This is a genomic window from Rhodococcus sp. IEGM 1318 (assembly GCF_033142465.1).
Taxonomy (GTDB): Bacteria; Actinomycetota; Actinomycetes; order Mycobacteriales; family Mycobacteriaceae; genus Rhodococcus_F; species Rhodococcus_F qingshengii_B.
Genome location: NZ_JAWLSC010000008.1, coordinates 17,617 through 39,238, shown reverse-complemented (window position 1 = coordinate 39,238; position 21,622 = coordinate 17,617). Strand labels below are relative to the sequence as shown.

General features: G+C 62.2%; 21 protein-coding genes and 1 pseudogene. 12 read left to right on the top strand and 10 right to left on the bottom strand.

Going from position 1 to position 21,622, the window contains the following annotated elements; genetic code table 11:
• Positions 1–70: 70 nt before the first annotated feature.
• From R4P65_RS19110 to R4P65_RS19095, 4 genes are all read left to right on the top strand, one after another.
• Entirely contained in the window at positions 71–457 is a 387-nt protein-coding gene (locus R4P65_RS19110) for a hypothetical protein (RefSeq protein WP_317827725.1), read from the top strand.
• Between the two features lie 125 nt (positions 458–582).
• Complete coding sequence (locus R4P65_RS19105) at positions 583–981, top strand: hypothetical protein (RefSeq protein ID WP_230813119.1); 399 nt, start codon at positions 583–585, stop codon at positions 979–981.
• On the top strand, positions 978–3,662 hold the full coding sequence (locus R4P65_RS19100; RefSeq protein WP_317827724.1) for a glycohydrolase toxin TNT-related protein: 2,685 nt from the start codon (positions 978–980) through the stop codon (positions 3,660–3,662). The genes R4P65_RS19105 and R4P65_RS19100 overlap by 4 nt, the downstream gene beginning before the upstream one ends.
• Positions 3,663–3,738: 76 nt before the next feature.
• The gene (locus R4P65_RS19095; protein WP_317827723.1) at positions 3,739–4,377 is read left to right on the top strand and encodes a hypothetical protein; all 639 of its coding nucleotides are present in this window, start codon (positions 3,739–3,741) and stop codon (positions 4,375–4,377) included.
• A 323-nt stretch (positions 4,378–4,700) separates the two neighbouring features.
• Here the strand turns inward: R4P65_RS19095 and R4P65_RS19090 are convergent, their stop codons facing one another.
• Positions 4,701–5,222 (bottom strand): hypothetical protein, encoded by a 522-nt coding sequence (locus R4P65_RS19090; RefSeq protein WP_317827722.1) that lies wholly within the window; start codon positions 5,220–5,222, stop codon positions 4,701–4,703.
• A gap of 93 nt (positions 5,223–5,315) precedes the next feature.
• Positions 5,316–6,473, bottom strand: a complete 1,158-nt coding sequence (locus R4P65_RS19085) for a hypothetical protein (RefSeq protein WP_317827721.1) — start codon at positions 6,471–6,473, stop codon at positions 5,316–5,318.
• Positions 6,474–6,745: 272 nt separating this feature from the next.
• On the opposite strand from R4P65_RS19085, the gene R4P65_RS19080 reads away from it, so the two are divergent.
• Positions 6,746–6,976 (top strand): hypothetical protein, encoded by a 231-nt coding sequence (locus R4P65_RS19080; RefSeq protein WP_317827720.1) that lies wholly within the window; start codon positions 6,746–6,748, stop codon positions 6,974–6,976.
• Positions 6,977–7,807: 831 nt separating this feature from the next.
• Here R4P65_RS19080 and R4P65_RS19075 read toward each other — a convergent pair.
• A complete protein-coding gene (locus R4P65_RS19075; protein WP_317827719.1) occupies positions 7,808–7,936 on the bottom strand; it encodes a hypothetical protein in 129 nt (42 codons plus the stop codon).
• Between the two features lie 364 nt (positions 7,937–8,300).
• On the opposite strand from R4P65_RS19075, the pseudogene R4P65_RS19070 reads away from it, so the two are divergent.
• Positions 8,301–9,251 (top strand): annotated as a pseudogene (locus R4P65_RS19070) (amidohydrolase); the annotation flags it as partial.
• Between the two features lie 320 nt (positions 9,252–9,571).
• Positions 9,572–10,480 (top strand): tyrosine-protein phosphatase, encoded by a 909-nt coding sequence (locus R4P65_RS19065; protein WP_317827718.1) that lies wholly within the window; start codon positions 9,572–9,574, stop codon positions 10,478–10,480.
• A 174-nt stretch (positions 10,481–10,654) separates the two neighbouring features.
• Here R4P65_RS19065 and R4P65_RS19060 read toward each other — a convergent pair whose 3' ends face one another.
• The gene (locus tag R4P65_RS19060; RefSeq protein ID WP_317827717.1) at positions 10,655–11,230 is read right to left on the bottom strand and encodes a TetR-like C-terminal domain-containing protein; all 576 of its coding nucleotides are present in this window, start codon (positions 11,228–11,230) and stop codon (positions 10,655–10,657) included.
• Positions 11,231–11,338: 108 nt separating this feature from the next.
• Here R4P65_RS19060 and R4P65_RS19055 point away from each other — a divergent pair, with 108 nt between their 5' ends.
• The 3 genes from R4P65_RS19055 to R4P65_RS19045 all read left to right on the top strand — a co-directional run bounded on the left by R4P65_RS19055 (position 11,339) and on the right by R4P65_RS19045 (position 13,966).
• Positions 11,339–12,520 carry a GDSL-type esterase/lipase family protein gene (locus tag R4P65_RS19055; protein WP_317827716.1) on the top strand — a complete coding sequence of 394 codons (1,182 nt, stop codon included), beginning with the start codon at positions 11,339–11,341 and terminating at the stop codon, positions 12,518–12,520.
• A 71-nt stretch (positions 12,521–12,591) separates the two neighbouring features.
• Positions 12,592–13,098, top strand: coding sequence for a VOC family protein (locus tag R4P65_RS19050; protein WP_317827715.1), 507 nt, complete (start codon positions 12,592–12,594; stop codon positions 13,096–13,098).
• Positions 13,099–13,150: 52 nt separating this feature from the next.
• Positions 13,151–13,966 (top strand): MerR family transcriptional regulator, encoded by an 816-nt coding sequence (locus tag R4P65_RS19045; protein ID WP_317827714.1) that lies wholly within the window; start codon positions 13,151–13,153, stop codon positions 13,964–13,966.
• A 19-nt stretch (positions 13,967–13,985) separates the two neighbouring features.
• On the opposite strand, the gene R4P65_RS19040 is transcribed toward R4P65_RS19045, so the two are convergent.
• Together R4P65_RS19040 and R4P65_RS19035 are read right to left on the bottom strand one after the other, a co-directional pair.
• Positions 13,986–14,141 (bottom strand): hypothetical protein, encoded by a 156-nt coding sequence (locus tag R4P65_RS19040; RefSeq protein WP_317827713.1) that lies wholly within the window; start codon positions 14,139–14,141, stop codon positions 13,986–13,988.
• Positions 14,142–14,233: 92 nt separating this feature from the next.
• Entirely contained in the window at positions 14,234–14,593 is a 360-nt protein-coding gene (locus tag R4P65_RS19035) for a Type 1 glutamine amidotransferase-like domain-containing protein (RefSeq protein ID WP_317827712.1), read from the bottom strand.
• A 182-nt stretch (positions 14,594–14,775) separates the two neighbouring features.
• Here R4P65_RS19035 and R4P65_RS19030 point away from each other — a divergent pair, with 182 nt between their 5' ends.
• Positions 14,776–15,825, top strand: coding sequence for a biotin/lipoate A/B protein ligase family protein (locus R4P65_RS19030; protein ID WP_317827711.1), 1,050 nt, complete (start codon positions 14,776–14,778; stop codon positions 15,823–15,825).
• Positions 15,826–15,897: 72 nt separating this feature from the next.
• Here R4P65_RS19030 and R4P65_RS19025 read toward each other — a convergent pair whose 3' ends face one another.
• Together R4P65_RS19025 and R4P65_RS19020 are read right to left on the bottom strand one after the other, a co-directional pair.
• The gene (locus R4P65_RS19025; protein ID WP_317827710.1) at positions 15,898–17,058 is read right to left on the bottom strand and encodes a hypothetical protein; all 1,161 of its coding nucleotides are present in this window, start codon (positions 17,056–17,058) and stop codon (positions 15,898–15,900) included.
• Entirely contained in the window at positions 17,058–18,002 is a 945-nt protein-coding gene (locus R4P65_RS19020) for a metal-dependent hydrolase (protein ID WP_317827709.1), read from the bottom strand. The genes R4P65_RS19025 and R4P65_RS19020 overlap by 1 nt, the downstream gene beginning before the upstream one ends.
• A 225-nt stretch (positions 18,003–18,227) precedes the next feature.
• On the opposite strand from R4P65_RS19020, the gene R4P65_RS19015 reads away from it, so the two are divergent.
• Complete coding sequence (locus R4P65_RS19015; protein ID WP_317827708.1) at positions 18,228–18,899, top strand: TetR/AcrR family transcriptional regulator; 672 nt, start codon at positions 18,228–18,230, stop codon at positions 18,897–18,899.
• On the opposite strand, the gene R4P65_RS19010 is transcribed toward R4P65_RS19015, so the two are convergent.
• Both R4P65_RS19010 and R4P65_RS19005 read right to left on the bottom strand, forming a co-directional pair.
• Positions 18,850–19,584 (bottom strand): energy-coupling factor transporter transmembrane component T family protein, encoded by a 735-nt coding sequence (locus R4P65_RS19010; RefSeq protein ID WP_230813139.1) that lies wholly within the window; start codon positions 19,582–19,584, stop codon positions 18,850–18,852. The genes R4P65_RS19015 and R4P65_RS19010 overlap by 50 nt on opposite strands.
• Complete coding sequence (locus tag R4P65_RS19005) at positions 19,581–21,620, bottom strand: ATP-binding cassette domain-containing protein (protein WP_317827707.1); 2,040 nt, start codon at positions 21,618–21,620, stop codon at positions 19,581–19,583. Before R4P65_RS19005 ends, R4P65_RS19010 begins: the two co-directional genes overlap by 4 nt.
• Positions 21,621–21,622: the final 2 nt, after the last annotated feature.

The window sequence follows — 21,622 nt, the reverse complement described above, 5'->3', positions numbered from 1 at the left end:
GGACAGCCGAAAACGCTGTAACCAAACAGCGTTCGAGCTCATCGGACCTGTCTTCCCAAGGGAGAACTCCGTGACCCACGCACGTATGAAGAAAATCGCGGCAACGACCGCAGCAGCCACGACTGCGATCGGTGGCGTTCTGCTCACCTTCGCTCCGGCAGCATCGGCGGCACCCACTCTCGCAGAACTGGGCGCCCCCGTCGTGCAGATCCCCATCAATCACGCTGTCACGGTCGCGGCCCGCGACAGCGGCATCCCGGCCGCCCTGGCGAATGCGAATGTGATGGTCCCAGTTCCGGAGTGGGAGAGGGTGATCGACTCCTCCGCGAACGTCCTGGCAATCGAAACGTCCCGGGCCGCGCAGTACCCGAACGGCTGCGCATCCTACGAGTTCTACCTTCCGCCGAACGGGAAGTGGGCCGCCGGAGCCACCTCGTACATCAACTGCCCCTGGTAACAACCACAGCTTGCCGCCCATTGATTCGTCACCCGCCAGCATCTCGCCCGATGCATGTTCCATGCGGGGTGACAAGCATCCCGAGACTCGCGTACCCGCTTGGCGGGGAAAGGCATTCACCTCCGATGACTACCTCACCGAACGCCCCGATGACTTCACCCACCCGCCGCGACATCGCGGCGGAGAACGCGTTGCCGTACATCCCACCCGGATCCGGTCGGGAGTCGTCCACCGATCCCGGCCGATCAGGCGCTGAAGCCTCGAGGCAGGAGTGGGACCGCGACAGTGAGTTGAGCCAGATGTCGAAAGCGGTCATTGCCACCGTCTTCGGGCTCGCATTGTTGATTGCCGCGTTCGCGGTGATCGGACGCCTCGGGGATTGGGCCGCGGACTACGGGACGATCCTGGTGTATCTGGCGTTCTTTCTGTGGATGTCGATCGCGGGCAGAGTGTTCTGGTGGGGCGCAGACACCCTCATCGCCGAGCTTCGGAAGAAGTCGAACACGAGTGGTGATCGACGGTGAAGTCCGCACTGAAACTCAAGCGGCCATTGGCGGGGTTTCTCGCTGCCGGAGCACTGTTGACCGGGACCGCCGGAGTGATCGGTGCCGGGCTTGCACTCACTGCCGGACCGGCGCATGCGACACCGGAAGAAGACTGCGCGGCGGTGCGGGCACGTGATCATCAGATCTACCTGAATCTCATTGCGTCGCTCCCACCTGGTGCGCCCATCCCGCCAGAGATCATCAACCCGTGCCTGAGCGCGCCGTCCACGACGGCGACAGCTGCGCCGACGACCACCGTCGGGCTCCCCGGTGCGCAAGCTCCAGGCGGTGGCCCGAATGTCGGGGCCAATGCTCCGACGAACTTTCCCACCTACAACGGCACCCCCATCGTCCCCGTACCCGGCGCGGCACAACCCGGGCAGCCGAACTCGCCGAAACCTCCAAGCATCGAGAACCCTGCAGGAATTCCGGTTCCGACAACCACCAGCGGCCCTGCCCCGACTACGCCGCAGCCTGCAGGATCGACCGCACCCACAGTGACCACCGATCGCGGCCCCGGACCAGTACCCACAGAAACCCCGAATACTGCTCCTGGACAGCATGAATCGACTCCCACCGTCACTAACGCGGAGCTCAGCGAGGACGATGGCCGCGACCGCTACCTCGAACTGGTCCTCGTCGGTGCCGCAGCGTTCACCGCCGCCGGAATCGGAGTGCGCGGTCGGCCGGGACCATTCAGTCCCCGCACACCCGAATCAGTCCTCTCACAGGTAGTCGGAACCATCGCTTCACCGCTCATGGCGTATGCACCTGGCGGGCAGTCCTCGTTGCGGGTGTTCGATCCGATCGCCGACGGATACCGGTTCTTCTTCCTGATCCACGACCAGGCGTCTTCACACGAATCCGTGATTCCGGTGACGGTGCCGCCCGGCGGTCACATGAGCGTCAACCCCGATGGCACGGTCACCGTCTTCGACGCCGACACAAACCCGGTCTCGACAATCGACGCTCCGTGGGCGTACGACGCCAACGGCACACCCATCCCGACGCACTACGAGATCCGGGACGGGCAACTCGTCCAGGTCGTCGACACCGCAGGCATCGAAAACATCCTGTATCCGATCCTCGCAGACCCGCTCTACGGCGGAGACAACGTCGCCTCCGGACAGTCGATGACGGCGACCGCACTGCCGAACGGGCAGGAAGCGATCTCGGGTCAGCCGGACGGCGTCGCGGTAGTGGGCACCCCCGACCCCGGCTACACGGCGTACGTACCGAACCAGGACACGATGAAGCCTGGATCTGACATGACAGTCGATCAGGGGGACGGCACCACCAACCGGTACAACAATCCTGTCGATTCGGGTGATGCCGAGTTGGAGGTCACCACAGTGCCCACCACTGAGGCCCTCGACACGATGGCCGCCGCGCAGGAGGACGCCAACCAGGAATCCGCAGTTGCGGCGGCGCAGGCCAAGGACGACCGCGACGAGTGGCTACGTGAAACCGCTGCAGAACGCGCACGGGACGACTGGTTCAGTGAACAAGGATCCATTCTGACGTCGTTGTTCCGGTTCAGCCAGAATGTGCGCGGCGCCAACGGAATCGACGGGCTCGCCGAGGCGGGGTCGGATCTTCTCGGGCTGGGGAAGTCCGTCGCCCAAGCCGTTGTCGCCTACAACCAGGACCCCAGCGGTACCACCCGTGACGTACTCGAAAGCGCCCTGCGGCTCGATGCCCTGCGGGAAGAAGGTCCGCAGTACTGGTATCAACAGATACAGCTCGATGCCGGTGCAGCGGTGCTGACCGGTCCGTTCGCCGAAGCCGGACTGGGTACGCGCGTGGCGTCCACCGCGACGCGCGTCGAGGCTGGTATCGCCCGCACTGCTGGCGACGACGTGATTGAGGGGATCGGGCGCACCGGTGTGGATGCCGGTGCCACCGTGCCGGTGAAACCTCCCGCCACTGCGCCGGTGAAGCCTCCGACAACCCCGGCGGCCGATCCTGGCCTGGCGCCCGGTAGGCCACCGGTCGCGGCGATCGACCCAGCTGCACCTACTGCAACCCCGGCACTGCCGCCAGCCACTCCGGCCCTGAGCCCGTCGCCGAAACCCACCACCGGTATCGGGGCATACCCCGACCCGGCCGGGATCGACCCTCAAGCGGTGCGGCTGTTCCCGCCGGACGCCACGCCTTACGGTCCCGGCGGGACGCTGGCGACGTGGGAGGCGACGTTCATCGACCCGACGACGGGACGGTGGGGCTGGCCAGATCACCTGGGGTTCGCAATCGACCCGGCTACACGACTGCCGGTATACGAAATGTTGCCGCAATTCCCACCCGGGACCGCATTCGACCGCTTCGGCCAGCCCCGCGGAGAGTTCCTCGGCGCGGACGGGGACATCTTTCCGGCTCGGAGCCTTCCTCCGCAGAACGCTGTACAGCCCTACTACCAGTACGCTCTCGATCAACCCTTGCCGGACAACCTCGCGGTACTGACCGGACGGATCGCCCCCGAGTACGCCGCGCCTGGGGGTGGAACTCAATTCCTGGTGATCCGCGTCGACCCAGCGACCGGACTCCCGATCCTGACGAGTGGTGCCGACTACACCAACATCGAAACCTTTGCCCGGCTGACCATCGAGGAAATGATCGCTGCGGACATCATCAAACAGATCTACCCACCCTTCACCCCCTGACCGGCGGCCTGGCCCTCATCCGGCCAAGCGTCGGCAGTGAGAAGTATCCTCAGACCACACCTACCCAGGAGCAGAAATGACCAGGAACCCTCTTCTCGAGGCGGAAGAGAACAACTTCCTTGGAACCGGATCGCTGACCGATGCCGAGGTCGCCGAGTTCAAGGCGACCGTCGACTACCTGCGTGCTGTCATTCCTGCCGCGTTCGGGTTGGAATGGAACGATCCAATATTTTCCGGTGACGGATACGTAGTGACCGAAGTGCCTCGCAGTAGCGGTGGGCGGTTCTTCGACGGGTATCGCGGTGTCAGGAAAACTGCGAAAGGGTACGTTGCGATGACCGCGTCCGAGCGCAATAGCGAGAGCGGGTCGGTGACCTTCAGCCGGTTCGAGGACGCGGTGAAGGGCTATGCGGCAGGGGTGATCGGTTCGTTTCGGATGGAACTCAGTGGCCGTTACCTGGGGTATGTGGCGTGGATGTGGAACGGTACGACCGGCCCGGGTGTTGTCACCGAGTCGTTGAATCCGCCGTACGACACGGATTTCCGCTTCTACCTCAGAGACGATCCGAGTGCGTGGCTCGAAGGTGACAAGGTTGCGGCGACGCTCTCACACGGTTTGGGCATGTCGATTCCCAGTTTTATTGCCGTCATCATCGCGCACCCCGCTGTAACGGCAAAGAACGCGACGGCGTGGCCGAAACCAGTACGACCCTGAGCTCCGCGCCACCGGATGTAGCGCCTCTCCAGTTTCAGCACGAATGGAGCTGACATGGCCAGGAACCCTCTCCGGTGCTTGGTGATCCGACCACCCGAACATGAGAACGCCCGCCAGGCACAAGGCCAGGCGGGCGCTCGTCATTGTCAGGTGCTACTCGGCAGTGTTCATATCGAACGTGAAGTGAAAGTTAGTCGCTGTGTTTCACGGCGTCTGCAGCCTTCAACACCCGTTCCCCTGCAGAGCCGCGCCCCTTCCTCGGGTCGCCGTTGCCAAGCCAACGATTCCCTCGAAAATGGAAGCCAACTTCGCCCTGGGGTGTATCAAACGATTGAGCGCTGCCAGTAGTTTTCTCCGGGTAAATCACGATAACGTAGCAAGAAGTCGGAAATGTTCCGCCCCACGACGGGCCAGTCCTCACGTCCGTCGAGAGTTGAAGCTAACAGAACATTGAAGTCGTTTTTTCTTGTGTCGAATATAATGAAATCTGGCTCGACCACCATTGTTCCGATTATTATGTCATTCTTCAAGAAGCGCCCGTCCTCGTCATCCCAGAATTCCAGCTCGCGTTCCGTAACTTCTCGAGCTTTGGGCGGAGAAAGGAGTGTGATTCCGTCCTTTTCTGAGCCCCTATCGTGGTGAAGTCTGCATTCTCTCGCGCTTCTCCATAAATCGAAGAGATCTCTCGGCAGGGTATCTAGGCTCCAATGCTGAGACACCTCTTCAGTTCCTGCAGGCGGGTCGTAGGTGTTGTAGACGTCGAATGATCGGCCTGGATGCGTTGGGACCAGGACCCGCTGGACGTCGGGATAGGACTCCAGCGCATCAGATATAGATAGCGACATAAAATTCCTGCCATCGAGTTAAGAGTGCACGTATAGAAGTGCGCATAGGAACTAGATTCCAGAAGTCATTCGTACCTCCCTCCAAAATCTGGTTCAGGTGACGGTGGCGGAGGTCGGCGAGACGGAGAATTCGCTCCCCGCGTTGTCGGAGCATTGGACCGTGTCATCACGAACGACGCAGGCGTAGTCACCGACGCGGAGAGTTTCGTTGTTGTTCAGGACGGTTGCGGTGCTGCCGGTGGTGTACCGCTGCCGTTCAGCTTGCTGGATGCCTTTGGAAGTGGCGGAGATGAAGATCGTGTTCGGGGTGCAGTCAGCGCCGGGGGACGTGCCGCCGACGGTGCACGCGGCGTTCGCGGGGATCGCGCCGTGACATCCTGCGCCTTCTGCGATCCCGGACAGGTTGATCCCGCAGGTGAAGTTTCCGTCGCTGGTCGTGAACTGGTACGACCCTGCTTTCGACGGGTTCGCGAATGGGTCGGGATCGACTGCGGCAGAACGCGGTTCCGTCTCGAACGTGTTAGTGAATGCGCCGCCGTCCATAGCAGTACTTGAGTCGGTGGCGGTGCAGTTCTGGGTTGCGAACATGAACAGCCCCATATTGCTCGGGCCGGTCTTTGGTGGGCCGCCGTTGGGGCCTTCTATCGCCGGGCGGTATGGATCGCGCGGGATTGCTTGATTGCTCGAGACCTGAACGTCTGGAGCGAAGACCGGCTCGCGCAAGACTGCCGAGAACTGAGCCAGATCGACCTCGGCGATGAGGTCGTTGCCGATCACACGGACTGAATCCACAGTGCCGACGGCACTTTCCAGATCGAATCCCGATTTCGCGCGTTCTGGGGTAAGCGTGCGGCCTCCGCTGACCGTCCAGACGTTCTGCGTATCTCGTTGGAAGAACAAGTCGTAGTCATTTGGTCCGTTCATCCCACTCGGGTACACCGCAAACGAGAAGTCGACGGAGCCTGGCTGTGCGATCGTCTGGCTTCCGACCCCGGGTATCTGAAGGGGCGGCGCGGGAGGCGGAGCCAGAAACGACAAGCTGATCTTGACCCGATCACCAGTGGTGTGTTCGACGGTCGCTGCACGGACCTGCACTTCCGCGGGCGGAGGCGTGTTCGTCGCGAACGAATCGGGATCCGGATTCGTCCACATGCTGCATTCGGTGGGGAAGGTGGACGGGAGGGAGTCCCAGTCCAAGGCTTCGGCGTCGCTGCTTCCGGAGCTGCAGCCCGCGAGGAGCGCGACGGACACGATTCCGATCATGGCAGCCGGAGCGAGTCGGCGGCGTAACTTCCGCAGGGGGGTGAACGCTGTAGGAATGGGCACGCATGATTGTGACAGACAGGGCGCACTGGCCTTGTGGGATGAACACGAACATGCAAGTCGCACAGGCACACGCAAGAGCTGCATCTCACCGACCGCGGCGTGGGCGAGCAACTCGGCGCTGCACCAGCATGCCCCAGAGGTGTGCCGATAGGTGCGGGTCGCACATTCCGATGACCCGGACCTGCCAGACTGGGTTCATGGCAGCGATACATGTGGCAGTGAGCCGATGGACCTGCAGAGGTCCATGGTGGCGCGGCTGGCGCCGACAGAACGGACTCGAACTCCACATCGAGGGACACGGATACACGCAGACATACGGAACGCGAGATCTCGACGTCGCCCGAATGATGGTCCTCGACTACCTCGCAACAGTTGACGCGCCAGCTCCACACGACGCGGAGATTGAGTGGACCGACAGCGGAAAGTAGCGCATCGCAGCCATAGATGGATCAGGAAGATCCCGTGGACGATCGCGCGACACAAGAGAGCTTGAACCGCAGGTTGGGTTGACGTCGTAATCGATCTCAGGTGGCATTGTGCGCCAACATCGATTCGTTCGTGTGCGCGGTTGTTGACAGTGCTTGCGATGTGTTTGTTGCGGTGGTTTGTCCCGCGGTGTGTTGCAGCTGGTGGCGGGTGCTATTTCTCGGAATTCCTGTTTGTCGGTTGAGTTTTGGTGTTCTGCCACGTGATTGTCTGCGCTGATGGGGATGGGTTTTTGGGGCTATGGTGGGGCTTGGTTGTCGGTGGAGAGGAGGAGTCGTGGTGTTGAAGGTGAAGTGTCCGGTATCGGATTCTGGTCATTCGGATCATGCAGTGGGGTCTGGTGAGTTGCGGAGGTGTGTGGAGGTTGAGCAAAGTCGGGGGGACGAGAGATTGGCTGCGATGCTGCGGGCGCATCTGACGGCTTTGGGTGTCGGGGATGCTGCTGTGAGTCCTAGTCGTTCGGGGATGGTTATGGAGGGTGAGGGTTCGGAGTTGTCGTTCGCGGAGCGGCATGGTCTACCGGGGAATCCTGAGCGGGCGCGGGGAGATGACGCTCCAAGCTTCGGCGGCTAGCGCGTGGGCGGTGAATTCCGTAGGCACGCAATAGCAATACGGAGGTTTGGACGCGCGAAACCCGCGCAACGCATGTCCCTGCCTGTCCCGGGGCCTGTCCGTTCCGGAATCGATAAATGTGTTCGTCCCGAACCCTTACAGGTTCGGGACGAAATGGGTTGGGTGACAGCCCATCGTGGTCGTAGATACCGGTTCGATAGTTATTCGGTGAGCGCTCGATCGTAGTGGTAGCTGTCGCCATCGGGGGTGTCGAAGACTCCGCGATCGTCAATTTTGGCACCGTGGTAATAGCGAGTGAGGATGTCCTCGGTGGATTGAGTGTCGTCCACGCGGATGACCTTGTCTGGTGAGTCGGCCTAGGCGGCGCGTGTGACGATCACACTGACACGCGGGTGAAGTGGGCTGTGTTTCATGGTGTTTCCGAATTCTTTTCTCTGGTTGTGGTTGCGAGAACAGCCTTACATGATGCAGCTCGACTCAGGTGGGTGGTAGGTGCCGTTTGTTGTGTGGTGGCGATTGCACTGGAGGGAAGTGGTGCTCCGCCCTGAGGTTTGGAGAATGAAAATGGTTGGGCCGCTGGATGAACCGCGTCTAGAGCGGCCACGCCTAAGCTGCCATCTAGAGAAGCAGGCATTATACTTGGCCCTTTAGGGATGGTTAGTTGACAATAACTCGGGGGCCAAGCACGAACTGGCGCGTTCGCGAGGAATCACGACCGTGCACGATCTAGGGGTCGGCCTGTCGGCGGGCATGCAGGAGTTAGCCGCCTATCGTGCCCTAGACACCATGGGCGAGATGCCCGTGCACTCGGTTGGCTTCCTTCGGGGTGATTTCGAGATCGCGCAACTGGAGGAAGGGAACATTGCTTTCGCAGCTACTCCGGACCCAGGGTCACGCTTCCGTTTGGCCGGCGCCAAATTCTGGGCGGATGGGTCCATTCAAGGGTTGTCCGCAGCTCTGCGGACCCCATACACGTGCAGCCCGAACCATCACGGTGATCTGCTCTATCCTCAGGAGCAACTCGACGCCATGGTTCTCCAGGTCCACCGCGTGGGAGGGCAGGTCGCGGTGCACGCCAACGGCGATGCGGCCGTAGCCGCCGCTGTCTCGGCTCTGCGAAGTGCACACTGCAGCGACGGTCGTCGAGCGCGGCACCGTATCGAGCATTGCCAGGTCAGTGGGCCTGCGGATCTCGAGGCGATACGTGATGCGGAGATCGGGGTGAGCTTTTTCGTCAACCATGTCTTTCATTGGGGTGATCGTCACCGTGACCGTTTCCTCGGTCCTGAGCGGGCCGGCAACCTGGACCCGCTGGCGTGCGCCGATGACATCGGCTTGAAATTCGGGCTGCACTCGGATTGCCCGATAACTCCGATGGATCCCCTCCAGACGATTCGGACCGCGGTGAATCGGCTGACCGTGGGCGGGGCCGTCCTTGGCTCCCACCAACGGATCGGAGTACATCGCGCGGTGCAGGCCATGACTGTGGACAGTGCGTACTTAGTTCATGATGAAGGACGGGCAGGGATGCTGGCGCCGGGTCGCCGCGCGGACCTTGTCGCACTCGACGGCGATCTTGCTGCCCTCGCAGATCCTTCGTCCGACATTCCTCAGCCTGCACTGGTCATGGTCGATGGCCGGTAGCTCGTGAGATTGATTTCGTCCCAACGGATACCAGCTCGAGGTGGAGATTTGTGCAGTTGCTCGACAGTGAAGTTGTTCAGCGGTGTGCAGTTACGGTTGCCGCCGCGGCCGCGGTCTGTCGATCGAGCGGGTCCGGCGTGGTCGATGGCGCCGCAGTGACGGGCAAGAGTTTCTTCCTGCATGATGGCGGCTGTCCGGGCACCTGAACACATGTCCGGTTTCTGGGGCAAAGTCGGGACGAGGAGCGCGCCACCCTTGTAATCTCGCACGTGAGTTTGCGGGGGCGCGGGTCGTCCCGCACAGCTAGCGAGGGAACGAGGATGACGACTGCTTACGCGCGCCGCCGAGGGGCGCGCCCTCTCGGAATCGCCCTCGCTGCGCTGGTTGCGGTGGGTGCGGCCCTGACCGGCCCCACACTCGCCTCCGCCTCGAGCGGCGACCTGCAATTGGGTTCGAGTCAGTTCGGATCTTCCGGGGAGCAACCGCCGCTGCCGGAGATCCCACCGCCGTCCGCGGCCGAGATCAGGCTCGACGAGGCGCGGAACTTCCGCGACATCGGCGGCTATCGGACTACCGAGGGTAGGACCGTCCGGTCAGGCCTGGTGTTCCGTTCCAACAAGCTCAGCTCGCTCAATGAGACTGATCTGGCAAAACTCACCGCCGCGAACCTGACCCTCGACGTCGACCTGCGCAACGCCTCCGAACGCGCGGAGGGTCCCGATCGGATCCCCGTCGGGGTCACCTACCAGGTCGCCGACGTCGTCAGTATCGAACACGGCATCGCGTTCCACGAGTTCGTTCCCCTGACCCTCGGTCGCGCGTTGATCGACGGCGCGGTCAACGGAACCTCGAACATCGGCCAGAGCATCGGCTACCCGTTCATGGTCAACTACCGTGGCTCCGATGTCGCCTTCCATGATCTGCTGACGGCGATCGCGAACAACTCCGACGGCGCAACCGTCTACCACTGCAGCGCAGGGAAGGACCGCACCGGTTGGGGTACCGCGATCCTGCTGACCATCCTCGGTGTCCCGCGTGAGGTCATCAGTGCCGACTTCATGGCGTCGAACACGTACCTGGGCCGGGACGACGCGGTGGACCTGTCGTGGCTCGATGCGGCGTATGCACAGGTGGACCGGCTCTACGGCGGTATGGATACTTACGTACGGGAGGGCCTCGGCGTCGACCAGGGCACTATCGACACTCTGCGCGCCAAGCTTCTCCTCTAGGGGAGCCACACACCTCGGCCTCTTGCCTACTCGGACCCTCTGCTGTCCCAGTGCGACTAATGATTGCGCGCATGCGCAATTGTGTGGCACAGCTCCTGTGGCGGGCCCGAGGGTTCTTGGCCGTGTGTGATCACCAAGTGGCGCAAGAACTTTGCTCGCAAAAGGCACGCCTGATCATGGACTCGACGCTGGCCAATTGGTCAGCATCGAATCGAGTGCCGCGAGGATCCTGGACCAGCTTTCGGCGCTGTCCGGTGCGCTGTGGCTGAACGATCCACCTAACTCGAGGCTGGCGTACCCATGGAAAACGCTGCCCAGCAATCGAACTGCGTGGGTCTGATCGAGATCGGTTAGGTTGTACCCGCGCAGAATTGATCGCATCATCTGTGAGTGTCTGACGCCCGCGCTCGCGGCCGCGGCCTCCGGGGTGAGGCGCATCTGTGACGCGGCGTACCGCCCGGGGTGTGCCCTTGCGTAGTCGCGGTACACGTTCGCGAAGGCGGTCAAGGCGTCGCGGCCGGACCGGCCCGCAACGGCGTCGGAAGCCTGGTCGGCCATCTCTTCCAAGGCAAGCAGTGCGATTCTGGTTTTGAGATCGTGTGAACTCTTCACGTGGGAGTACAGGCTTGCAACCTTGACGTCGAACGCTCTGGCGACTGCCGACACGGTCACCTGGTCGAATCCCATCTCGTCGGCCAATTCGGCGCCCGCCATGGCGAGGCGTTCGGGTGTCAGTCCTGCGCGAGGCATGTCCGTTGGTCCTGTTCGTCGAGAAGTTAAACCGCTTGCCTAAATAGTATAGGCAAATTACTGTGTGCTGTAGTTAAGATTTTCGCAACCTATATACAGGTGAATGAGATGAACAGCCAGAGCAGTTGGATTACTACCGCAATTTCCGAGGACATCGTGCGCGGAGCCCTAGAACTCGAGCGGACCGAACGCGGTGTGCTGACACACCGTCTGCCCGCCAGGGCTCGCACACAATTCGCTGACGGGCAGATGGCAATGGCGCAATCACAACCGTCCGGCGTGCGGCTGGTGTTCCAAACCAGCGCTACGGCCATCGAACTCGACACTTTGCCCACGAAAATGATCTACATCGGTGCCCCACCACGACCACAAGGGGTGTACGACCTGATCGTCGACGGCGAACCAGCCGGGCACGCAATCGCTGGGGGCGGCAACACGGTGACGATCGACATGGCGACCGGTACCGCTCAGCGACAGTCCGGGCCCGTCAGCACCATCCGTTTCGCGGGCCTGCCTGCGCGATCAAAGGCTGTCGAGATCTGGTTGCCGCACAACGAAACCACCGAACTTGTCGCATTGCGGACCGACGCCCCACTCGAACTCGCGGACGAGACGAAGCGTCGCGTGTGGCTCCATCACGGAAGCTCGATCAGTCAAGGCTCCGGCGCTGAAAGTCCCTCCGGCACTTGGCCTGCTCTCGCAGCCTCCCTCGGCGGCGTGGATCTGATCAACCTCGGGTTCAGCGGCAGCGCTCTGTTGGACCAGTACACCGCCCGCGCGATGCGAGACACCGCAGCGGACCTGATCAGCATCAAGATGGGCATCAATCTGGTCAACTCCGACGTGATGCGCCTGCGGGCCTTCACGTCGGCAATGCACGGCTTCCTCGACACGGTCCGCGACGGCCATCCAGCGGCTCCACTGTTGGTCGTCTCGCCTGTCTATTGCCCGATTCACGAGGACACGCCGGGACCTGGTGCTTTCGATTTAGACGCGCTTGCCAGAGGCGAAATGCGATTCGTTGCCACCGGAGATCCCGCCGAGCGCGCAGCCGGAAAGCTGACGCTGCGCTCTATTCGGGAAGAGTTGGCGCGCATCGTAACCCAGCGATCGGCGGATGATCCCAATCTGCATTACGTCGACGGGTGCGATCTCTACGGTGCGGCCGAGAACGCAGAGTTGCCGCTTCCCGATCAGCTCCATCCGGACGCTGCGACGCACCGTCTCATCGGCGAACGCTTTGCTCAACGTGTATTCGCAGACGACGGTGTATTCGCCGGCGAGGAGTGATCGCGCAATCTGGTTCGATCTGAGTTCACACGATTTGACCCTGACGTGGCGTGAGGGCCCACGATGACTTCATGGCCGATACCTACCCAGCTTTCGACATCAGCCCCGTCCCCGTACCTGCAACCGATGCCGTGCCTCCGGAACAGTTCCGAGGTCTCTACGGTATGCCGATGTTCGTGTCGATTCCGACTTCGGATCTGGCCGAATCGGCAGACTTCTGGATCCGGGGGCTCGGTTTCTTCGATCTCTTTTCGGTGCCTGATCGACTGACGCACTTGCGACGCTGGGCATTTCAAGACGTTCTGCTCGCACCAAGTGAGCGAGCAGATTCACCGCTGTCCATCAGCGTGAGCTTTGCGTGTGTGCTGAGTCAGATCGACCAGATAGCAAAGGCGTGTGAGGAACTGCGGTCCGGATGCACCAGGGGTCCACACCTGAAGCCGTGGAATTCACTGGAGTTGGAGATCGTGACACCGGAGAATGCGCGCGTGATCATGACGGCCGCTCGTCCATACGACCGGAACAGTGCCGAGGCCGAGCATCTGCGAGGTATGGGAATTGACGGATCCGACGACTGAGCAGCGGCCTGACGCTGTGGCTGCCCGCACCGCGTCTGTCAGACTGGATGTCGTGACGGACCAACTCTTCGGAGACGACGCAGACAGTGCTCTTACTGTTGGTGCTGCCGCATCGCGACTTGGCATAACCGTACGCACCCTTCATCATTGGGACGCGATCGGTTTGGTGCGCCCGTCCGGGCGCAGTGACGGGGGCTACCGGCTGTACACCGACGCGGACCTCGGCCGCATCGGCCGGGTGCTTGTCTACCGTGACGTGGGCTTGTCGCTCGACGAGGTCGGGGTATTGCTCGATGCGCCCGCAGCCCACGTGGACGAGACGCTGCGTGGGCAGCGCGTCGAGTTGCGGCAACGGATAGCCGACTTGGAGGAACTGGGCGAGTCCTTGGATCGCATCATCGATGCCAGGAAGTCGGGTGTGCTCTTGCCGGCACACGAGCAGGTGTCGATCTTCGGCCGACACTGGCAGCCGTCATGGGGGCCGGAGGCGAACGAGCGTTGGGGTGACAGTGCGCAGTGGGCGCAGCACGCGGAACGGTCGGCAGGTAGGACCGCTGAGGATTGGCAGAAGATTGCCGAGTGCGTCGAGATGCTCAACGAAGACCTGGCGCTGGCGTACCGGTCCGGTGTCGAACCGGGAAGCACCGAGGCGAATTCGATGGCAGAACGACACCGAGCGTCGATCGCCGTCTACTTCGACTGCACACATTCGATGCATGTGTGTCTGGGACGGATGTACGTTGCCGATCCGGGCTTCTCTGAGTTCTACGACACGGTCGAGACCGGTCTGACCGTGTGGCTCCGCGCAGTCATCGATGCGAATGCTCGGGCCAACGGAGTTGTCCCCGAATCGGCGACGTGGGTGTGAGTGAGCTGGTGGTTGCTCATCAGTCCAAAGACGCGCAGGCAGTGCACCACGGTCGGCCGTCGACCCCGGGGGCACGATGGGGTACTGCGATGCGCGCGGCCAAGATGCAGCTTTCGTTGTCGTGATAGACGTCGAGGTCCGAAGGTTCCATCGAGTGGAACGCCGGGACCTTCATGTCTACCTCCGTTGTGACTCGCTGGAGAGTTGGCTCGTTGCGGTAATCCTCCCACCCCGGCGATCATCTCGCCTGTCGGAAGAAGCGGGAGGTCACGGCGAGGCAATCAGAATTGGTGAATCGTTCTCGACGAGTACGTTGCCGGTGCCGTTACGGCCAAACGCGGACATGAGCACGAAGGTGTTGCCGCCGGCGACGTAGACGGCATCGAGTTCGTCGAGGACGGATCGGAACGTACCTGCTTGGTCGTGGTCACCGGCAGTGATGTCGGTCAGGGAGTATCCGAGCGCAGCGAGTTGCTCGCGTTCGGCGGCGACGAATTCTTCACCCGAGTAGGGGAGCGATGCATCGTTGATGTAGCCGATATCGATCTCGCCGGGAACCCGGTCGACGTGGGTGGAGATGAAGTCTTGGACGGCGCCGATGCCGAGGGAGAGCAGAAGAAGAGGCATCGGTCGACCTTATGGGTAGAGTCCGACACGTGCTGTCCTCGCGTCGCGATCATGCAGCCCCGCAGCGACTTACAGGTGTGAGTGCCTGATCGCCCTTCCGGCCGAACCGATGCGCACTGCGCACGCGGTGTGATCTTCGAAGGCGCTCACCGCAGAGAATCCCGCAGGGATAGGCTGGACGAATGCGTGGAGAGTACAAGGTTCCTGGTGGAAAACTGGTCGCGGTCGACGTCGAGGTGGCGGACGGTCGGCTGGCCGAAGTCGCAGTCTCGGGGGACTTCTTCCTCGAGCCCGACAGCGCGCTCGACGACATCAACGCGGCGTTGCGCGGAATGCCCGCCAACTCGGATGCAGAACAGTTGGCGCATGCCATCTCCATTGCACTCGACGAGTCCGTCTCGATGATCGGCTTCACGCCGCAGTCGGTCGGTATCGCGATCCGGCGCGCACTCGGCCACGCCACGAGCTGGGCGGATCATACTTTCGACCTCATCCCGCCGGTGGTTCTCGATCCCGCGATGCACGTCGCGCTGGACGAGGTCATCGCGCGTGAGGTCGCATCGGGTGAGCGTCCGCCGACATTGCGATTCTGGGACTGGGACTCGCCCTTGGTCGTGATCGGATCGTTCCAGTCCGTGCGTAACGAGGTCGACTCCGAGGCGGCTGCGCGGCACGGCATCGGGGTGGTGCGCCGAATCTCCGGTGGCGGCGCGATGTTCATGGAACCGGGCAACTGCATCACGTACTCGTTGGCAGTGCCGGCGTCGTTGGTCGAGGGATTGAGTTTCGAGCAGTCCTACGCGTTTCTCGATCAGTGGGTCATGGGAGCGCTTGCCGAGGTCGGTATCAACGCTCGGTACGTGCCGCTCAACGACATCGCCTCGGACAAGGGCAAGATCGCCGGCGCCGCTCAGAAGCGTTTCGCGTCCGGCACCGTGCTCCATCATGTGACCATGGCCTACGACATCGATGCGGAGAAGATGACGCAGGTGCTGCGGATCGGACGAGAGAAGATGTCGGACAAGGGAACCAAGAGCGCGGCCAAGCGCGTCGATCCGCTGCGTTCGCAGACCGGAATGACGCGTGCAGCAATCCTGGAGTCGTTTGCGGAACACTTCCGAGGCCAACACGACACCCGCGACAGCGATTACACGGACTCGGAGTTGGAGCAGGCGCGCAAGCTGGTGGAGACGAAATTCAGCACCGAAGAGTGGACTCACCGCGTCCCGTGATGCCTTGACCCCCTGAGGCGCCGTGACCCCGAGAAACCGGGACGAGACCCGAGAGGTCTCGTCCCGGTCGACCTAGGTAGCGGGAGTCGCTGAGTTTGCGCTGAGAAGTTCAGCGTCGTCGGCGCCGGAGTTCCGCTTCGGAATGGTGAAAGTTGCGCTCACGCACAGGATAGCGAAAACGAAGCAGGCCACTGTGTACCAGAGGTTTCCGATGGGATCTCCCGCGCTGGTGGAACCGTCGACTGCTTCGAAGAAGTCGGGAAGCGCACTCGCCCACAGTACGGCCATGACAACCAGGTACACCACGCTGTAAATCTGGACGAACTTGTTGGTGTGGGCAGGAGCGTTCGATTCTGCCGAGCGCAGGTGCGTCCATTGGCGGACGAGAATCACGATGGCGACCACCGTGAGGACGGCAAGTTCCGCCGCGTAGAGGAACCCGCGAACGGCGTCGCTGCCCATTCCGAAGACCGTCGCCGGGAGCGGGAGGATGAACGTTCCCAGTGACGCCAGAAGGCCGATCACGATGGTGCGCCATACCAATTGAAGTCCGGAGAAGTGCTTGCCGGCATCGACGTGCCGTCCGACGAAGTACTGGACGCAGAATGCCAGCGACATGGGCCACAGTGCGGCGAAGACGACCACGCTGGGGAGTGGAACCGCGTCGAACATGGGCTGGTTGATCGGGTTCGACGTCGACCACTCCCACCATCTCAACTGGGGTCCGAGGTGGTCGAAGATTTCGTAGAACGCATGGTGGACGAAGCCGACGCAGACTGCGCCCAGTAGTGGACCGTATTTGCGGAAAACGCCGAGCATTCTGACTATTTCGAAGGCCAATGTTGCCATCAGTGGATAGATGGCAACGATGTACAGCGGCAGTCGACCCCACATGAAGTCGACGGTGAACACGTTGTGCGCGAACATCGTGTCCACTTGTTCTTCGATGCCGAACGCCGCCGGGAAGTACAGCGGAGGCTCGATGATGAACAGGTAGGCGGTGGCGCCGAACCAGAGAACGAGGTTGGTGGGGTCGCCGTTGCGGCGCAACCGCACGATCGCCAGGACCAGCGCTAGCACCGAGCCGACGATGATCGTCCATTCGAGGACGGGCAGGGTCCAGTTCTCCAGCGCCGCCGGGTTGCGGAACTCGACGAGTCCACCTGCTTCCTGGCAGGAGAAACCGAGTTCTGTTGCGAGCTGGGCAAACGTGGGGGAGCAGTGCTCTGCCATCAGTTGGCCCCTGACGTGATCGACTCTTGTGCCTGAGATTCGGCGGTGTACCAGCGTGTGCAGTCGTAGCCGTCGTCGTAACGCTTGAACCACTGGTCGGCGAGTGCGGGGAGTTTCTCGAGGTCCGGGTTGTGATTGGGCATCTGGCTGCGGAAGACACCGCCGAGTGCGACGAGTTGTTCTCCGAGTTGAAGGTGATCGAAGGCGCGAGGCATCGTGCCCTTGGTCAGATACGGAGCGAACGACGTCAGAATCTTCTGCTTGGTGCGGTGGGTGGCGAACATCGACAGTGAGTCGACTTGCCGTTCGGAAAGCGGAACGTGCTGGTTGAAGCCTGCGCAGGCGATGCGAATCACCTTCATTACGTGCGCGAAGATCGACGGTGCCATCCGCATCCGGTAAAGCTCGCTTCCGACAACGGAATTGAAGATGATCAGAGCCGAGCTGCGATGCTCGACCTCCTCAACGAAGTGCCAGATGAACAGCGACGCGACACGGTCGTCTCCCGGGCGGAACAAGGTCGCCTCGTTGTCGAGCATCAGCTTGAACACCGGCGTGAAGGTCGCCTCCAGATCCGCGGTGTATGCAAGCCGGTAGTTCAGCGAGGTCGCCTCGGTCAGCAGATCGAATTCACCGATCACGGCGTCGAGCGTGTTCTGTAGTCCGGGGTAGCGCCTGATCAGAGCCTTCACATGCTGGCGGTGCGCGGTCGAGTGATGGCCTTCCTGACGCATGAACGCCACGGCTTCCTCGGCAACCTCAGGATCGCTGATCCGCGACTTGGTCTGCATGATCATCTTCACGATCATCTTCTCGAAACCGATGGCCAGGAACGAGACCGCGTTGGACATGCTCGACCAGGCCGGGTTCTCCGGGTTCCACAGGAAGGGAACGTCATGATCCTCGAATCCGAAATCCATCTTTCGGGGCTGAAGGTTGGTCACTTGTCGAACCTCGTCTTTCGGAGGGGCTGGTCAGGTGGCCGCTCTGGCACTGGAAGCCACGTGTGGTGGTAATCATACATATTGGTGTGCAGTTGTATGTTCACTTTCGTCGACGGAGGGAAATTCGAGTGGTCCGGCTGCAAAACTCGCCTGTGTTAGCCTGTGGCTCTTGGACTTCGAGCGCAAAGATATGGTTCGAGCCTCGTTCGAGCGAGGAAGTGGGCAGTGGCACGAAGGCGTGGGTGGGGTGGCAATCCGCCGGACAGTGACGACGATGCGTCTCGTCGCATTGTCGAGGCCGCGGTCGAGCTGATCGGACGGACGAGTTCGGAAATCAGCATCGGCGACGTCGCCGAGTCACTGGGCGTGATCCGGCAGACCGTGTATCGATACTTCCCCAGTGCCGACGCTCTGATGAGGGCAGCTGCGATCGCGTCGGTCGACGGCTATCTCGATCGACTGACCACGTACGTGAGCGGCATCGAAGACCCCGTCGAGGCGATGACCGAGGGTGTCGTCTACACACTGACCCAGGTCCATCGAACGCCCCATCTCGGCATCCTGCTCACAAGCACGAATTCGAGTCTTCACCCCGAAGGTCTGACCTCTCAGGAGGCGCAAGCCTTCGGAATGGCGATGATCACCCGCTTCGACGTGGACTGGCTGAGTTACGGATACGACGACGCGTCGCTTCAGGAACTGGTCGAATATGTCCTGCGGACTATGCAGTCGTTTTTCCTCGCGCCCGGCGACCCAGCGCGAAGCGACGAGGAACTGCGGCGATACCTACGACGCTGGATGGGTTCCGCGATCATCGCCCAGGTGGGTTCGATGAAAAGTGACCCGGTCAGCGCAGAGTTATCGTCAAAGCGACCGCGCCGGCGCACGCAACAATGACGACGACCAAGGCGAGCAGGTCGGCCAGTTGAGGACGCTTGGGGTACGCCGCGATCAATCCTGTGCCCCCGCGAGCGGAGATCGCTTCGCCCATTTCGGCAGATCGCCGAATTGCCACCGACATGGTTGTGGTGATCAGGTCGACTATCGAGTTGTCGGCAGCACTGTTCACCACAGCTTTCGGACGGAGTCGCCGTGCCGCAACGAGCGTGAGCATCTCGTCGATCAGCAGCGGAAGCGAACGAATGCAAAGGGCTGTCGCTATGGCCCACTCGTCGACGGGAATCTTGAAGAATCGAAGCGGTCGGCCCAGTGTGGCCAAGGCGGGCGCCACATCGCTCATCGACGTGGTCCACGCCAACATCAGTGAGACGCAAAGCAGTACGAGGCCGAAGGTCACGGCTTGCAGGTACAGGAACACCGCGTCGAGGCCGATCGGAAGGTTGATCAATGCGCCGAGCAGAATAAGCGCCCACAACCACCACGGAGGGTGGGGAACTGCTGTCGGGGGGATGCGTCCGATCACCGCGGTCAGCAGCAGCAGTCCGAGCACGACGCCGATCGTCGGCCAGGACGGTGTCACAACCACCACGATGCTGACGAGTACGACGGCCACGATCTTCGTTCCGGCCCACAGTCGATGGACCGGAGAAGAAGTCGGAACTTCACGCAAGAGGGTGGTCACGTTGTCGATCCTTCCAAAGCTGCGCCGGCGGCCGGATCGAGTATGCGACCCTGCGACAGTCGAATCGTTCTGCTGCACACGGCATCCATGCCGTCGACGTCATGGGAGATGACGACAACTGCGGTTCCGTTCCGTCGAATCCACCTGAGTACGTTCAGGATTTCGTGGCGGCCGGGCGGATCGAGACCGGCGAGAGGTTCGTCGAGAATGAGCACTCGGGGTTGGCGGACGAGGAGACCGGCCAGCACGACGCGTCGCATCTGCCCGCCGCTCAACTCGTCGATACTGCGGCCGGCGATGTGGCGGTCGAGTCCGACGGCGTCGAGCGCCCAGGACACTTGTACGGATCCGATCTCCGGACCGCCGGCGGCCTCGATGTCTTCGGCGACGGTTCGGCGTTGCAATTGCAGCCTCGAATGTTGGAACGTGAGACCGACGGTGCCAAGTTGACGAGAGACAGGTTTGCCGTCGAAGACTGCGGTTCCCTTGCTCGGAGTGATCAGGCCGGCCATGGTCCAGGCCAGGGTCGATTTACCGGAACCGTTGCCGCCCAGGATCAGTAGTCCGTCCCCGTCGCTGATGGTCAGGTTCACGTCCGACAGTGCCCGTCTCGACCACGGAGTCCGGTCGTTGTAGGTGTGCGTCACATCGGTGAGTTGGAGGACCGGTCGGGTGCCGGCCGGCCAGGGCGCGGCGGGCGGACCCGCAAACGTCGACGTCATCCAACCGGGTTGGTGGTCGATCTGCCGTCCGCGTTGCAGTTGAATCACCCGATCTGCCGCGCGGGTGTCAGCGTGGTGATGGGTCACGAGCACCACGGCCATGGGATGGCGTCGTGGAAGTTCGGCGAGGAGTGCGACCAATTCCTCCCGGCCGGCCTGATCGACCATCGCGGTGGCTTCGTCCGCGATCAGCAGTGCGGGGCGCCGCGCCAGAGCGGCAGCAACCGCCAGACGTTGCATCTCGCCGCCGGACAGCCCCGAGGTCTCGCGCATACCCATGCCGGCGAGTCCTACTTCAGTCAGCAGTGCATCGACGTCGGGATGAGACTCGGGGGGAAGCCCCCAGACGACGTCGTCCGCGACGCGGGTTCCGAGGATCTGGCTCTCCGGTCGCTGCAGGACAATTGCGGTTCCGCCGTGTCGGCCGAGGCCTGCGGACCCGGGTCTCGTCAGGCTCCCGACGGTTGGTGCGCGACCGGCGAGCAACCGGGTGAGTGTGGACTTGCCCGAGCCGTTGTGGCCGACGACGGTGACGAACTCGCCGCGTCGGACGGTGAAGTTGACATCAACGAGGGCCGGCGTCGATGCACCCGGATAGGTGAAGCCCACGTGATCGAAAGTCACCGGCAACGGATCGATCGGACGGTCGTCAGGTGTTGTCTCGAGCGGGTCGGACGAGGGGAGTGCAGCCAATCGATCGAGGACGGCACCGAGGACAAAATAGGAAACGACGGTGCTCAGGACGATCCCGGAGATGATCGACGCGGCGATCCACAACCACCAGTAGTCGATGATCGAGCCGATGCTGTTCTCGATCCACTCGGCTGCCCCGACCAGGGAAGGCGCACGCTTCAAGATCGTGGCCACACCCAGCGCGGTGTTCTCGAGCGAGTTCAACAACAAGTTGCGCAGGGGCGCGAGAACAAGCAGCAAGACTATGGAGAACAACGCCAGCGCCGGCCCGATGACAAATGACGACAGCAGCGCGGATACGAAGCCGAGACCACGCCGCTTGACCGTGCCGATGATTCCGCCGAGGAGGGCGCACAATGCCACCGCCCATGCAGACCCGGAACCAGCGGCGACAAAGGCGACCGCAGTAGCCGACACTCCAGCCGTCACCACCGCACGGACGCGAAAGCGCTGGGCAACGATTCCCATCGGAACGGCGGCCACGAGGTTGAGGGCGCTGGCCATGGGGATGACCGTGGCGATAACGGACAACGCGACCGTGAATCCGGCCATGACGGCACCTGTCGCCAACTCGAGTGGTCGAAGGTTGCCGGTTTCGCGGACTTGCGGACGGTTGTTCACTA

What these genes read in the sequence shown, in the direction of transcription:
- R4P65_RS19030 (WP_317827711.1), top strand. Translation starts at nt 14,776, where the DNA reads ATGCGTGGAGAGTACAAGGTTCCTGGTGGAAAACTGGTCGCGGTCGAC.
- R4P65_RS19055 (WP_317827716.1), top strand. Translation starts at nt 11,339, where the DNA reads ATGAACAGCCAGAGCAGTTGGATTACTACCGCAATTTCCGAGGACATC.
- R4P65_RS19025 (WP_317827710.1), bottom strand. Translation starts at nt 17,058, where the DNA reads ATGGCAGAGCACTGCTCCCCCACGTTTGCCCAGCTCGCAACAGAACTC.
- R4P65_RS19065 (WP_317827718.1), top strand. Translation starts at nt 9,572, where the DNA reads ATGACGACTGCTTACGCGCGCCGCCGAGGGGCGCGCCCTCTCGGAATC.
- R4P65_RS19060 (WP_317827717.1), bottom strand. Translation starts at nt 11,230, where the DNA reads ATGCCTCGCGCAGGACTGACACCCGAACGCCTCGCCATGGCGGGCGCC.
- R4P65_RS19050 (WP_317827715.1), top strand. Translation starts at nt 12,592, where the DNA reads ATGGCCGATACCTACCCAGCTTTCGACATCAGCCCCGTCCCCGTACCT.
- R4P65_RS19080 (WP_317827720.1), top strand. Translation starts at nt 6,746, where the DNA reads ATGGCAGCGATACATGTGGCAGTGAGCCGATGGACCTGCAGAGGTCCA.
- R4P65_RS19090 (WP_317827722.1), bottom strand. Translation starts at nt 5,222, where the DNA reads ATGTCGCTATCTATATCTGATGCGCTGGAGTCCTATCCCGACGTCCAG.
- R4P65_RS19105 (WP_230813119.1), top strand. Translation starts at nt 583, where the DNA reads ATGACTACCTCACCGAACGCCCCGATGACTTCACCCACCCGCCGCGAC.
- R4P65_RS19095 (WP_317827723.1), top strand. Translation starts at nt 3,739, where the DNA reads ATGACCAGGAACCCTCTTCTCGAGGCGGAAGAGAACAACTTCCTTGGA.
- R4P65_RS19040 (WP_317827713.1), bottom strand. Translation starts at nt 14,141, where the DNA reads ATGAAGGTCCCGGCGTTCCACTCGATGGAACCTTCGGACCTCGACGTC.
- R4P65_RS19035 (WP_317827712.1), bottom strand. Translation starts at nt 14,593, where the DNA reads ATGCCTCTTCTTCTGCTCTCCCTCGGCATCGGCGCCGTCCAAGACTTC.